Source organism: Streptomyces sp. NPDC001450 (assembly GCF_053597295.1).
Map to the genome: position 1 here is coordinate 36,529 of NZ_JBSFHY010000007.1, position 14,058 is coordinate 50,586.

At 67.6% G+C, this 14,058-nt stretch carries 10 protein-coding genes and 1 pseudogene; 7 read left to right on the forward strand and 4 right to left on the reverse strand.

The genetic code is table 11. The annotated features are described in order from the left end of the window. Positions 1 to 305: 305 nt before the first annotated feature. From ACWC5O_RS09350 to ACWC5O_RS09365, 4 genes are read right to left on the reverse strand one after another with little or no spacing between them, the layout of a single operon-like run. Entirely contained in the window at positions 306 to 1,076 is a 771-nt protein-coding gene (locus ACWC5O_RS09350) for a succinate dehydrogenase/fumarate reductase iron-sulfur subunit (RefSeq protein WP_450581062.1), read from the reverse strand. After that, positions 1,073 to 3,025 carry a fumarate reductase/succinate dehydrogenase flavoprotein subunit gene (locus ACWC5O_RS09355; protein ID WP_450581061.1) on the reverse strand — a complete coding sequence of 651 codons (1,953 nt, stop codon included), beginning with the start codon at positions 3,023 to 3,025 and terminating at the stop codon, positions 1,073 to 1,075. Before ACWC5O_RS09355 ends, ACWC5O_RS09350 begins: the two co-directional genes overlap by 4 nt. Positions 3,026 to 3,039: 14 nt before the next feature. Continuing rightward, positions 3,040 to 3,861: a hypothetical protein gene (locus tag ACWC5O_RS09360; RefSeq protein WP_450581060.1), complete on the reverse strand. Its 822-nt coding sequence runs from the start codon at positions 3,859 to 3,861 to the stop codon at positions 3,040 to 3,042. Between the two features lie 22 nt (positions 3,862 to 3,883). Further along, positions 3,884 to 4,174 carry a hypothetical protein gene (locus ACWC5O_RS09365; RefSeq protein ID WP_393468646.1) on the reverse strand — a complete coding sequence of 97 codons (291 nt, stop codon included), beginning with the start codon at positions 4,172 to 4,174 and terminating at the stop codon, positions 3,884 to 3,886. Between the two features lie 287 nt (positions 4,175 to 4,461). Here ACWC5O_RS09365 and ACWC5O_RS09370 point away from each other — a divergent pair, with 287 nt between their 5' ends. From ACWC5O_RS09370 to ACWC5O_RS09400, 7 genes and pseudogenes are all read left to right on the forward strand, one after another. Then, positions 4,462 to 6,675 (forward strand): ABC transporter family substrate-binding protein, encoded by a 2,214-nt coding sequence (locus tag ACWC5O_RS09370; RefSeq protein ID WP_450581059.1) that lies wholly within the window; start codon positions 4,462 to 4,464, stop codon positions 6,673 to 6,675. 141 nt (positions 6,676 to 6,816) lie between these two features. Then, on the forward strand, positions 6,817 to 8,724 hold the full coding sequence (gene typA / locus ACWC5O_RS09375; protein ID WP_450581058.1) for a translational GTPase TypA: 1,908 nt from the start codon (positions 6,817 to 6,819) through the stop codon (positions 8,722 to 8,724). A gap of 283 nt (positions 8,725 to 9,007) precedes the next feature. Continuing rightward, on the forward strand, positions 9,008 to 9,493 hold the full coding sequence (locus tag ACWC5O_RS09380; protein WP_450581057.1) for a hypothetical protein: 486 nt from the start codon (positions 9,008 to 9,010) through the stop codon (positions 9,491 to 9,493). 321 nt (positions 9,494 to 9,814) lie between these two features. Beyond that, entirely contained in the window at positions 9,815 to 10,039 is a 225-nt protein-coding gene (locus ACWC5O_RS09385) for a hypothetical protein (RefSeq protein ID WP_450581056.1), read from the forward strand. Further along, a pseudogene (locus ACWC5O_RS09390) lies at positions 10,003 to 10,490 on the forward strand (translational GTPase TypA); the annotation flags it as partial. The gene ACWC5O_RS09385 and the pseudogene ACWC5O_RS09390, both read left to right, overlap by 37 nt. Before the next feature lie 565 nt (positions 10,491 to 11,055). Next, the gene (locus ACWC5O_RS09395; protein ID WP_450581055.1) at positions 11,056 to 12,090 is read left to right on the forward strand and encodes an ABC transporter permease; all 1,035 of its coding nucleotides are present in this window, start codon (positions 11,056 to 11,058) and stop codon (positions 12,088 to 12,090) included. A gap of 121 nt (positions 12,091 to 12,211) precedes the next feature. Then, positions 12,212 to 14,020 carry an ABC transporter substrate-binding protein gene (locus ACWC5O_RS09400; RefSeq protein ID WP_450581054.1) on the forward strand — a complete coding sequence of 603 codons (1,809 nt, stop codon included), beginning with the start codon at positions 12,212 to 12,214 and terminating at the stop codon, positions 14,018 to 14,020. Positions 14,021 to 14,058 lie beyond the last annotated feature (38 nt).

Genomic DNA, 14,058 nt, shown 5'->3' on the forward strand with positions numbered 1-14,058 from the left:
TGGGACGATGATCGTCATGCACATGTACTTGGTGGTGGCGGCATGGCTGGTCACGGCGTTGCTCGTGGCGGGCGGCATCGCGTCCATCGCGGCGGACCGGGTGCCGTGGCCCGCCCGTGGCCGGGTGGTACGGCCACGACTGTGGGGGTGGGGCACCCTGGTCATGGCGCTCGGGCTGAGCCTGCTCCTGTTCCTGGGGCCGTTCGAGGACGCCGGTTTCGGCGGCGTCGCGTTCTTCGGGTATCTCGCGCTGTTCCTGACCGGATTGATCATCCAGGCCCTCGCCCGGCGCCCCGGCCGGGACACTACGAAGACCTCCTCCTGATCTTCGACCCCAGCCACACCAGCGGGTCGTACTTGCGGTCCACCGCGCGCTCCTTCAGCGGGATCAGCGCGTTGTCCGTGATCTTGATGTCCTCCGGGCAGACCTCCGTGCAGCACTTGGTGATGTTGCAGTAGCCGAGGCCGTGCTCGTCCTGGGCCGTGCCCTTGCGGTCCAGGCCGGTCTCCTCCGCCGCGTCCAGCGGGTGCATGTCCAGCTCCGCGACCCGCATCAGGAAGCGCGGCCCGGCGAACGCCTTCTTGTTCTCCTCGTGGTCGCGGACGACATGGCAGGTGTTCTGGCACAGGAAGCACTCGATGCACTTGCGGAACTCCTGCGAGCGGTCCACGTCCTCCTGGAACATGCGGTACTCGCCGGGGCCCACTCCGGCGGGGGGTACGAAGGCCGGAACCTCCCTGGCCTTCTGGTAGTTGAAGCCGACGTCGGTCACCAGGTCACGGATCACCGGGAAGGTGCGCAGCGGGGTGACGGTGATGGTCTCGTCCCGGGTGAACACCGACATGCGCGTCATGCACATCAGCCGCGGGCGCCCGTTGATCTCCGCCGAGCACGAACCGCACTTGCCCGCCTTGCAGTTCCAGCGCACGGCGAGGTCGGGCGCCTGGGTCGCCTGGAGCCGGTGGATGATGTCCAGCACCACCTCCCCGTCGTGGACCTCGACTGCGAAGTCCTCCAGGCCGCCGCCCTCCACGTCACCCCGCCACACCTTGAAACGGGCCTCGTAGCTGCTCACTCGTACAGCTCCTCTTCGGCGAGGTACTTGACCAGCTCCTCCTTCTCGAAGAGGGCGAGCAGGTCAGGGCGGATGGGTTCGGTGTTCTCCCGGGTCAGCCGGATCTGGCCGCGCGCGGGATCGGTCGCCGCGAGGCCTCCGGTGGGGTCGGCGAGCGAGCACAGCAGGTTCACGTTGCGCCAGGCGCGGTCCATCGCCGGATGGTCCTCGCGGGTGTGCCCGCCGCGCGACTCGGCGCGCTCCAGCGCGGCCCGCGCCACGCACTCGCTGACCAGCAGCATGTTCCGCAGGTCGAGGGCGAGATGCCAGCCCGGGTTGAACTGGCGGTGCCCCTCGACACCGGCCCGCCGGGCCCGTACGCGCAGTTCGGCCAGCTTCTGCAGGGCCTGCTCCATCTCGCCCTCGCGGCGGATGATGCCGACCAGGTCGTTCATGGTCTGCTGGAGTTCCTGGTGCAGGGTGTACGGGTTCTCCGGCGGACCCGCCTCGCCCTCCGTCTCCGCGGAGAACGGCCGCAGGGCCTCCGCGGACGCCAGGTTGACCTGGGCGTCGGCGACCTCGGGGCGTTCGGTCACGCCCGCCGCGTACTCGGCCGCGTGCCAGCCCGCCCGGCGCCCGAACACCAGCAGGTCGGAGAGGGAGTTGCCACCCAGCCGGTTCGAGCCGTGCATGCCGCCCGCGACCTCACCGGCCGCGAACAGCCCCGGCACCCCGCGCGCCGCCGCCGTCTCGGAGTCGACCGCGATGCCGCCCATCACGTAGTGGCAGGTCGGCCCGACCTCCATCGCCTCCGCCGTGATGTCGACGTCCGCCAGCTCCTTGAACTGGTGGTACATGGAGGGCAGCCGGCGCTTGATCACCTCGGCGGGCATACGGGTCGACACGTCCAGGAAGACCCCGCCGTGCGGGGAACCGCGGCCCGCCTTCACCTCGGAATTGATCGCCCGGGCCACCTCGTCGCGAGGGAGCAGCTCCGGGGGACGCCGGTTGTGGTCCGGGTCGTCGTACCAGCGGTCGCCCTCCTCCTCCGACTCGGCGTACTTCTCCTTGAAGACGTCGGGGATGTAGTCGAACATGAACCGCTTGCCCTCGGAGTTGCGCAGCACCCCGCCGTCGCCGCGCACCGACTCGGTGACGAGGATGCCCTTCACCGACGGCGGCCAGACCATGCCGGTCGGATGGAACTGCACGAACTCCATGTTCAGCAGCGGCGCCCCGGCGAGCAGCGCCAGCGCGTGCCCGTCGCCCGTGTACTCCCACGAGTTGGACGTCACCTTGAAGGACTTGCCGATCCCGCCCGTCGCCACGACCACCGCGGGCGCCTCGAGGACGAAGAACCGGCCGGACTCACGGTCGTAGGCGAAGACCCCGGAGACGCGGCCCGCGGCGGAGCCGCTGTCGGATGCAGTGTCCTTCAGAACCCTGGTGACCGTGCACTCCTGGAAGACCTTCAGCCGGGACTCGTAGTCCCCGGTCTCCCTCCTGTCCTCCTGCTGGAGCGCGACGATCTTCTGCTGGAGCGTGCGGATCAGTTCGAGACCCGTACGGTCGCCGACGTGCGCGAGCCGCGGGTACTCGTGGCCGCCGAAGTTGCGCTGCGAGATCTTCCCGTCCTTCGTACGGTCGAACAGCGCGCCCCAGGTCTCCAGCTCCCATACCCGGTCCGGGGCCTCCTGCGCGTGCAGCTCGGCCATCCGCCACTGGTTGAGGAACTTGCCGCCGCGCAGGGTGTCACGGAAGTGGACCTGCCAGTTGTCGTGCTCGTTGACGTTGGCCATGGCCGCCGCGATGCCGCCCTCGGCCATCACGGTGTGCGCCTTGCCGAACAGCGACTTGCAGATCACCGCCGTACGGGCGCCCCGCTCGCGCGCCTCGATCGCGGCCCGCAGCCCGGCGCCGCCGGCACCGACCACGACGACGTCCCACTCCTGCCGGTCCACCACGGACATCAGTCAGTCCCTCACTAGAAGAAGCGCGGATCGTCGAAGACACCGGACGCGACGAGATAGACGTAGAAGTCGGCGAGCGCCACGCTCAGCAGCGACGCCCAGGCGAGCTGCATGTGCCGGGCGTTGAGCCTTCCGACGAACTGCCACGCCTGGTAGCGCACGGGGTGCTTGGAGAAGTGCTTGAGCTTGCCGCCGACGATGTGCCGGCAGGAGTGACAGGAGATCGTGTACGCCCAGATCAGCACGATGTTGACCAGGAAGACCAGGGTGCCGAGGCCCATGTGGCCCCAGCGGTAGTGCTCGTCACGGAAGGACAGCACGGTGTCGTAGGTCAGCACGCCGGCGACCAGCAGCGCGGCGTAGAAGAAGTACCGGTGGACGTTCTGCAGGATCAGCGGGAAGCGGGTCTCGCCGGTGTACGTCCGGTGCGGCTCGGCCACCGCGCAGGCGGGCGGTGACGCCCAGAAGCTGCGGTAGTACGCCTTGCGGTAGTAGTAGCAGGTCAGCCGGAAGCCGAGCGGGAAGATCAGGATGATGACGGCGGGGGAGATGGCCCACCAGCTCCCGAAGAGGTCGGCGTTCGGCCCCGCGTGCATGGTCGCGCAGTTCTGCGCCAGGCACGGCGAGTAGAACGGGGAGACGTACGGCGCCGCGTAGTAGTCCGCGTTCGCGAAGGCCCGCCAGGTCGAGTAGACGACGAAGGCGAACAGACCGGCCGCGGTGACGGCGGGCGCCAGCCACCAGCGGTCGGTCCGCAGATGCGGTGCGTCGATCGCGGCGCGCGTACGCGAACGTACGCCGCCGCTGTTCTGTTGAGGTTCCGTACCAGTCGCCAAGGGAGACTCCGGTCGGTTCGGTTCAGGGAGCGTGCCGGTCGCGGGCGCCCAGGCCTTCGTCGTCAGAGTCCGTCCACAGGCTGATGTCGTACGGCGTGTCGGAGATGGTGACGAGGTCGGGCCGGTTCGGGGCGGCCGGGCTGCGGGCCGCGTCCCGCAGCAGCGCCAGGCTCTCGCGCAGATGGTCGGCGTCCATCCGGACCCGGCGCATCTCGAGGCCACCGCTGCCCAGCTGCTTCTCCAGGCGCCCGAGCGACCGGTACAGATCGTCGAGGCTGCGCTGGACGGTTGTCAGTTCGTCGTGCACGGACATGACTTGCCCTCACTTCCACGGGTCCTGCGGGCCCTGGGCGGCAACGTTCATGCGCCTTGGAGTGTTGCGCGTCACACCTGTCGCTGTGAAGAGATGTGCATCGATTGGCGGAGTCGCGTGGGTGCATCTCCGGGTGTGTTGCGCCGCACGGGTGGCTTACTTTGCGTCGTCGCCGTGTCGCCCGCTGTTGCCGGATCCTTTCCTCTTGACTGAGTGCATAGATCTGATCAGCTCCATATACGGCCAAAAGTGATCATAACGCCCGCGGCTTCCCGGAGGTAGCAGAGATGTCCCACGACGGCGTCGGAATGCGTGCGGTCCTGCGATCGGCCGCCTTCCTCAGCGCGGGCGCCCTCGCGGCGTCCCTGCTTGCCGGCTGCGGCTCCGACGAGGAGCCGAGCCGCCCCCTGGCCGGGCAGGACATCGACCTCGTCGCCCGCGACCAGGTGGCCGAGGGCGGCACCCTGAAGTGGGCCGTGGACGCCGTACCGGAGACCCTGAACACCTTCCAGGCCGACGCCGACGCGGGCACCACCCGGGTCGCCCAGGCCGTGCTGCCGTCGATGTTCCGCCTCGACGCCACCGGGCGTCCGGTGGCCAACCCCGCCTATCTGGAGTCCGCCAAGGTCATCGAGACCGAGCCGCGCCAGGTCGTGCTGTACAAGCTGAACCAGCAGGCCGTCTGGAGCGACGGCCGGGAGATCGGCGCCGCCGACTTCGTCGCCCAGTGGCGCGCCCTGTCCGGAAAGGACAGCGCCTACTGGACCGCCCGCAACGCCGGCTACGACCGCATCGAGAAGATCGAGCGCGGCGCGAACGACCTCCAGGTCCGGGTCACCTTCGCCCGCCCCTACGCCGACTGGAAGTCGCTGTTCTCCCCGCTGTACCCGAAGGACGTCATGGGCACCCCGGACGCCTTCAACGACGGCGCCCGCCGCAAGCTGAACGTCACCGCGGGCCCCTTCAAGGTCGAGAAGGTCGACACCGCGGCCAAGGACATCGTCCTCACCCGCAACCCGCGCTGGTGGGGCAAGCCCGCCAAGCTGAACGAGATCGTGCTGCACGCCGTGGCCCGCGACAAACGGGCGGCGGCGCTCGCCGACGGAACGGTGGACCTCGCCGACATCGACCCGGCCGAGGCCGAGCGGATCAACCTCGCCTCCCGCCAGGGGGGCACCGGCACCCCGTTGCAGGGCGCCGGCAAGACCTCCGCCAAGAAGCTGCGCTCCTGGGCGCTCGCGCACGGCTTCGACTCCGACGAGGTCAAGGCCGGCAAGAAGACGCTGCGCAGGGCCATCACCCGGTACCTGGAGCAGCAGGAGAAGCTGCACGCCTTCGACGTCCGCAAGTCGCTGGAACCCGCCTACACCCAGCTCGCCCTCAACGGCGCCGCGGGCCCCCTCGCCGACCAGCGGGTCCGCCAGGCCGTCGCCCGCGCGATCGACCGCGAGGAACTGGCCAAGCTCGTGCTGACCCCGCTCGGCCTGCCCGCGGTCCCGGTCGGCAGCCACCTCGCCCTGTCCGGTCAGGCCGACTACGTCGACAACAGCGGCGCCCTGGGCGGCGCGGACACCAAGGAGGCCGCGGCACTGCTCGCGGACGCCGGCTGGGTGCTCGGCGGACCGGTGAAGGAGCAGAAGAAGGCCGAGAAGGCGGCCGGCTCCGAGAACGCGAAGAAGAAGGAGAAGGAGAAGAAGGAGGAGGACGAGTCCGACGGCGGTGACGACGGCCAGTACATCGTCGGCGAGGACGACAAGGGCAGGGACGACAAGGGAAAGCACCACGAGTCGGCCGAGGAGAAGCGGGAGAAGGGCGACGAGGGCGGCAAGCACCTCTCGCGGGACGGCAAGCAGTACAACGGCGGGCAGGGCGGCGCGCCCGGCGCCTACGCCCCGAAGGGCACCGCGGCCCCGGCCGGTGCCGTGACCGGTCCGCTGGCCAAGGACGGCAAGGCCCTCGCCCTGCGCTTCGTGCTCCCCTCGGGGCCCGGCTCCGAGTCCCTGAACTCCGTCGCCGAACGGATCGCGGCGATGCTCGCCAAGGTCGGCATCCGCACCACGATCACCAAGGTCTCGGACGAGAGCTACTTCAAGGACCACGTGGCCGCGGGCGACTACGACCTCGCCCTGTACTCCTGGCCGTCCTCCGCCTTCCCCGCGACCGACGCCCGGCCGATCTACGCCAAGCCGGTCCCGGCCGCCGACGGCTCGGTGAACGTCGAGCAGAACTTCACCCGGGTCGGCACCGACCAGGTCGACCAGCTCTTCGACCAGGCCGCCTCGACGCTGGACGAGGACGAGGCGCGGGACCTGATCCGCAAGGCGGACTCCCGGATCTGGGCGTCGGCCGGCTCCATCCCGCTCTACCAGCGCCCGCAGCTGGTCGGCGCCCGGAAAGACCTGGTCAACGCAGGTGCCTTCGGGTTCCAGACACCCGTCTACGAGGACATGGGATTCCTGAAGAAGGGCGCCAAGGTCTCGCCGCGCCCGTCCGGCAGCTGAGACCGCCGTGGCCCTGAGGAGGCCGACCCCCTCAGGGCCACGTAACATGGGGTGAGGCCGTGGCATGTCAAGCCCGGCAGGGCCCGCGTCACACGGACGTACGCAGAGGGCCTTCCTCACACCCCGGGAGTACGTCGCAATATGGCCACGCGCCACGACATCCGCAACGTCGCCATCGTCGCCCACGTCGACCACGGCAAGACGACCATCGTCGACGGCATGCTGAAGCAGGCCGGTGCCTTCGCCGCCCACCAGCTCGACTCGGTCGACGACCGCATGATGGACTCGAACGACCTGGAGCGTGAGAAGGGCATCACGATCCTCGCCAAGAACACGGCGGTCAAGTACCACCCGAAGGACGGCGGGGACCCGATCACCATCAACATCATCGACACCCCCGGCCACGCCGACTTCGGCGGCGAGGTCGAGCGCGGTCTGTCGATGGTGGACGGTGTCGTCCTGCTCGTGGACGCCTCCGAGGGCCCGCTCCCGCAGACCCGCTTCGTGCTGCGCAAGGCCCTCCAGCAGCGCCTGCCCGTCATCCTGTGCATCAACAAGACGGACAGGCCGGACTCCCGCATCGACGAGGTCGTCAACGAGACCTACGACCTCTTCCTCGACCTGGACGCGGACGAGGAGCAGATCGAGTTCCCGATCGTCTACGCCTGCGGCCGTGACGGCATCGCCTCCCTGACCAAGCCGGACGACGGCACGGTCCCGGCCGACAGCGACAGCCTGGAGCCGTTCTTCTCCACGATCCTGGAGCACATCCCGGCCCCGACCTACGACGAGGCCGCCCCGCTCCAGGCCCACGTCACCAACCTGGACGCCGACAACTTCCTCGGCCGTATCGCGCTGCTCCGCGTCGAGCAGGGCGAGCTGCGCAAGGGCCAGACGGTCGCCTGGATCAAGCGCGACGGCTCGGTCAGCAACGTCCGCATCTCCGAGCTGATGATGACCGAGGCCCTCACCCGCAAGCCGGCCGAGATGGCCGGCCCGGGTGACATCTGCGCCGTCGCCGGTATCCCGGACATCATGATCGGCGAGACCCTCGCCGACACCGAGAACCCGGTCCCGCTCCCGCTGATCACGGTCGACGAGCCCGCGATCTCCATGGTCATCGGTACGAACACCTCGCCGCTGGTCGGCCGCGGCGGCACCGGCAAGGGCGCCGACGCCAAGTCGGCCGTCAAGGACCGCAAGGTCACCGCCCGCCAGGTCAAGGACCGCCTGGACCGCGAGCTGATCGGTAACGTCTCCCTCCGCGTCCTGGAGACCGAGCGTCCGGACGCCTGGGAGGTCCAGGGCCGTGGTGAGCTGGCGCTCGCCATCCTGGTCGAGACCATGCGCCGGGAGGGCTACGAGCTGACCGTCGGCAAGCCGCAGGTGGTCACCAAGGACGTCGACGGCAAGGTCTACGAGCCGGTCGAGCGCATGACGATCGACGTGCCCGAGGAGCACATGGGCGCCGTCACGCAGCTCATGGGCGTCCGCAAGGGCCGTATGGACAACATGTCCAACCACGGCTCCGGCTGGGTGCGCATGGAGTTCGTCGTGCCTTCGCGTGGCCTCATCGGCTTCCGCACCGAGTTCCTGACCCAGACCCGCGGCACGGGCATCGGCCACTCGATCCACGAGGGCCACGAGCCCTGGTTCGGCGCGCTGCAGACCCGTAACAACGGCTCCCTGGTCGCCGACCGTGCCGGCGCCGTCACCGCCTTCGCGATGACGAACCTGCAGGAACGCGGTGTGCTCTTCGTGGAGCCGGGCACCGAGGTGTACGAGGGCATGATCGTCGGCGAGAACTCCCGCTCCGACGACATGGACGTCAACATCACCAAGGAGAAGAAGCTCACCAACATGCGGTCGTCCACGGCCGACGTGGCCGAGTCGATCGTTCCGCCGCGCAAGCTCTCCCTGGAGCAGTCGCTGGAGTTCTGCCGCGACGACGAGTGCGTGGAGGTCACCCCGGAGGCGGTTCGCATCCGCAAGGTGAACCTGGACGCCCGCGAGCGCGCCCGCGCCGCGAGCCGCGCCAAGCACGGCTGACGCTTGACGGCTCCGGCCTGATCGCACCCCATTTGAGCCCGGGTGCCCCCGTCACGGGGGTACCCGGGCTTTTCGCGTCTGCGTTTCCGGCTGCTGGTGTTCGAAATGCGGAGATTTCTCCAGGTTGGCTGAACTGAACTGGCCATGCTGAAAGACCGCTGAAAGTTGCCGGAAAGTCCGTCCGGAGAGGCTGGAGCGCCCAGGTCGGAGGTGTCCATCGGCCGACCTCGGGCTCAGACAGGCCGAAGACGGGGAATGGAGATCGGGAATGAAGAGCAGATTCATGGCATCCGCCAGCTTCATCGCAACACTCATGCTGGCCGTGCTCTCCGCTGTGATCCCGTCCTCAGCAGCGCATGCTGAGGCGGGAGGGCGTTGGTACTTCGTCAATCAGTACAACCACCAGTGCCTCAAGGGCAACGGCGAGCACAAGAAGCTGTCGCTGGGGCCGTGCAAGAAGAAGGACGCCTTCACCTGGAACAACTACGGGGCGACGGCGTACGTCAACTACAGCCTTGACATGTATCCGTTCGGCGGCATCTGCATCAACAGCAACGGGCGACGCAAGACGCCCACGCTTGAAGGGTGTGAGACGGGGAGGAACACGACGGGGTGGCAGACCTACGACCTTCGCAACAACCACAAGACCGGGCTGGCGCACATCGACTGCGGATACGTTCAGGCAGTCAGCAAGACCAAGGTCGTCTGCACGAAGCGGCCGGCCAACATCAAGAAGATGACCTGGATCGTCAAGTACTCCCTGCACTAACGGGCCCGTCTGGCCACGGCAAGATCTCCCGTACCCGGTCCGGCATCCACTTCGGGAGGCGTGCCCGGTCATGACGAAGAGATCGAACTCCTCCTGGCACAACCGGGTCCGCATCTCTCCGAGCACCCACTTGATGTCTGGGGCGGCCCGCCAACCCTGTAGGGGCATGGCGGCGGCCGGATCGGGCCTCATCAGACGCTCTCGTGACCCTCCGCACAGGCTCACGTAACGACTTCGCTGCGCTGCAGCCGAGTCGAGCACGGACCCAGGGGGGAACGGGCGTTCGTTGCCCGCCGGGTGGCACTGGCCCATTTTCTGCTGATGCTCACCTCCCAACCCAGGTTCCGCCTGCTAGGCCCTCTTGAGGTCCAGCTCGACGGGGGCGCCGTCGCCCTCACCGGACGGCCCAGCGTATCCGCCGCCCGCCTCCGCGCGCCCGTCGGCGAAGTGCGCCGCGCCCTCGGTTCCGTCGGCACCGGCCTGCTGGCCACGCAGAAGCTCGACGACGTGTCGACGGCACGGTCTATGGGCCGGTCGAGCGCATGACGATCGACGTGCCCGAGGAGCACATGGGCGCCGTCACGCAGCTCATGGGCGTCCGCAAGGGCCGTATGGACAACATGTCCAACCACGGCTCCGGCTGGGTGCGCATGGAGTTCGTGGTGCCCTCCCGCGGTCTGATCGGCTTCCGTACCGAGTTCCTGACCCAGACCCGCGGCACGGGCATCGGCCACTCGATCCACGAGGGCCACGAGCCGTGGTTCGGCGCGCTGCAGACCCGTAACAACGGCTCGCTGGTTGCGGCAACACGCGGTCGTCCACGGCCGACGTGGCCGAGTCGATCGTCCCGCCGCGCAAGCTCTCCCTGGAGCAGTCGCTGGAGTTCTGCCGCGACGACGAGTGCGTGGAGGTCACCCCGGAGGCGGTTCGCATCCGCAAGGTGAACCTGGACGCCCGCGAGCGCGCCCGCGCCGCGAGCCACGCGAAGCACGGCTGATCCCGGGCCGGACTCGGCCTGGTCGCACCTCACTTGAGCCCGGGTGCTCCCATCATGGGGGCACCCGGGCTTTTCGCAACCGGTTTTCCGGCGGCAGGTGTCCGTAATGCGGAGATCCCAGACCGATACCTATGTAACACGTCCGTTTCGCGGCCTTCTCCCGTCGAACAGTTTGTCCAGTTTTTGGAAGTTCTTCGGGGTAGCTGTGACTGAATTGAGATTTAAAGACGGTGGTCGCCACCTGGCTCATGGCAGATAGTTAGCCGCGTACCGCTCGGGTCAATGGGTCTCGCGCTGTGGGGACAGCGCCGACTCGCGAGCACCAGGGGGTGTCTGACCCTCCGTCAGGGGTGTCGGAGGGAAGACGGGAACCCTCTCCTGTTGGTGAACACGTGAAGTCATGAGGAGGAACCCCCATGCGCGGTGTCACGAGCACCAGGTGGGTCAGTTCGTCGCTTCCAGCGGTGTGATTCAGGCGTAGAACTACGCGCGTCCGACTGTGACTTCGCGTGTTCTCGGCGTACCCGGACACCTCTCACACCCATACCTGTGAAACGGACGAACCGTGACAAGTCCTATCAACATTGAGGGCGGCGGGACTTCGGTCCTCGTGGACGGCGAACCAGGGCCGGAGACGAAGAACGAGGCCGTCAAGCTCGAAGGCCGGTCCCCCGGCCAGCTGATGTGGATGCGCTTCAAACGCGACCGCACCGGCGTGATCTCGGCCTACGTCGTGGGTTTCTTCTTCCTGATAGGGCTGCTCGCCCCGGTGATCTCCAAGCTGTACGGGAAGGACCCGTACACGGTGTACGCCGACGAGCGCCCCGAACTCTTCGACAGCGCCGGTGTGCCGGTACAGCCCAACGGCGGCATCAGCGGCGAGTTCTGGTTCGGCCTTGAACCCGGCAACGGCTACGACGTCTTCACCAAGCTCATCTACGGTATCCGCACTTCACTGATGATCTCGGTCGCCGTCACCATCGCGGTCGTCGTGACCGGCATCCTGCTCGGCGTCGCGGCCGGCTACCTCGGTGGCAGGGCCGACTTCTTCATCGGCCGGGTCATCGACTTCCTGCTCGCCTTTCCGGCCCAGCTGTTCTTCATCGCGAGCATGCCGGTCGTCGTCTCCCTGTTCGTCAGCCCGCGCGACGAGACCCCCACCTACGTCCGTGTCGTCGCCCTCATCCTCGTCCAGTGGTTCCTCGGCTGGATGAGCCTTGCCCGCATCCTGCGCGGTACCTCCCTCGCCCTGCGCGAGCGGGAGTTCATCGAGGCGGCCAGGGTGAGCGGTGCGTCGCCGTGGCGGATCATCCGCAAGGAGATCCTGCCGAACGTCGTCACACCGCTGCTGGTGCAGTCGACGTATCTGCTGCCCGGCTTCGTGACCGCCGAGGCGGGCCTGTCCTACCTGGGCGTGGGCATCGTCGAACCGACGCCGGACTGGGGGCAGATGTTCTCCAAGGCGTCCACCGAACTGGTGATGCAGAACGACATCACCTACATGTTCTTCCCCGGCATCTCGATGATCATCTTCGTCGTGGCGTTCAACCTGCTCGGGGATTCGGTCAGGGACGCGTTCGATCCCAAGACCGCGCGCTGACCGCGCACTTCACCACACCGCACGGCAATTGCACTGCATCTCACGGCACTTCCAGCAGTTTTTTCGCACTGGTGGCACAGACAACGCACTGGTGACACACAGATGGGTGGGAATCTTCGTGATGAGTAGGGGCGGACGCCACGTATACGGCGCACTCTCCGTGCTCGCGGCCGGAGCTCTTGTGCTCACCGGTTGCAGCAAGGGCGGCAGCGACAGCGGCGGCAACGACAAGAAGCAGGAGGAGAACGCCAAACGCCAGCAGGCGTCCATCAAGTTCGGTGGTGCGGCGGACTCCACCGGCCCGGCGGCCGACGTGCCGGGGGCCAAGTCCGGCGGCACCATGGAAGTACTCCAGCGCGACAGCTACGCCCACCTCGACCCGGCGCAGATCTACGTCTCCGACGAGGGCTCGCTCGCGACCCTGCTCCACCGCGGCCTCACCGGGTACAAGGCCACGAGCGACGACGGCAGCAAGCACGAGGTCGTCGGCGACCTCGCCACCGACTCCGGCACCACCACCGACGGCGGCAAGACCTGGAAGTACACGCTCAAGGACGGCATCAAGTTCCAGGACGGATCCCCGATCACCTCCAAGGACGTCCGGCACACGGTCGAGCGGCTCTTCGCGCCGTTCATCAACCAGGGCCCCGCCTACCTCCAGCAGTGGCTGGCGGACACCCCGGGCGCGACCTACCGCAAGCTCCTCAAGGACGGTCCGTACAAGGGCAAGCACCTACCCGACTCCGTCCTGGAGACTCCGGACGACAAGACGATCGTCTTCCACTTCAAGACCCCGCACCCCGACCTGCCCTACGCGCTGGCCATGGCGGGTTACGCGATCGTCTCCCAGAAGGGCGACACCAAGGAGCGCTACGACAAGGCGCCCGTGGTGACCGGCCCGTACAAGATCCAGTCGTTCAAGTCGGGCAAGTCGATGGTGCTGGTCAAGAACCCCAACTGGGACGCGAAGACGGACCCGATCCGCCACCAGTACATCGACCAGTTCAACATCACGTTCAACCAGCAGTTCGAGACCTCCACCAAGGCCCTGCTCGCCGACAGCGGCGCGGACCAGACCGGCGTCAGCTTCAACAACCAGGTCGACGCGGGCAACCTGTCCAAGGTGCTGCGCGACCCGAAGATGAAATCCCGCACGGTCTCCGGCTATCAGCCGTACGTGGGCCAGATGAACATCAACATGCACCACCCGGCGATGCAGGACAAGAACGTCCGCATGGCCATCGCCTACGCCCTGCCGATCACGCCGTTCGTGCGCGCCTACGGTGGCAACGACGCCATGGAGGTCGCCGGCGGTCTGATCTCCCCGACCGTCTCCGGCTACGACGCCGCCTTCGACCCGTGGGGCAAGAAGAAGAAGCCCGCCGGTGACCCGGCCAAGGCCAAGGAGCTGCTGAAGAAGGCTGGCAAACTCAACATGAAGCTGACCTTCGGCTACATCAACACCCCCGAGGGCCAGCAGTACTCCACCGCCATGGCGGCGGGCCTGAAGAAGGCCGGCTTCGACGTCCAGCGCCAGGAGATCCCGGCCGAGACCTACTACGACCAGGTCTCCAAGCTGGACAACAACTACGACATCTTCCACACCGCTTGGGGTGCCGACTGGCCGTCCGCCTCGACCGTGATCCCGCCGCTGTACGACGGCCGTGTGATCGCCGACGGTGCGCAGAACTACTCGCAGATCAACGACCCGAAGATCAACAGCGAGATCGACCGCATCAACAAGATCACCGACCCGGTGAAGTCCGCGGCCGAGTGGGAGAAGCTCGACGAGTACATCGTGAAGGACAGCATCAACGTCGTCCCGACCGCGTACTACAAGCAGACGCAGATCGCCGGTTCCAAGATCGGCGGCCTGGTCTACGACGACGTGATCGGTGGTATCGACCCGCGTCGCCTCTTCATCAAGTAACCGTCCCCGCCCGGCACCCGGTGCGCCACACCCACGGC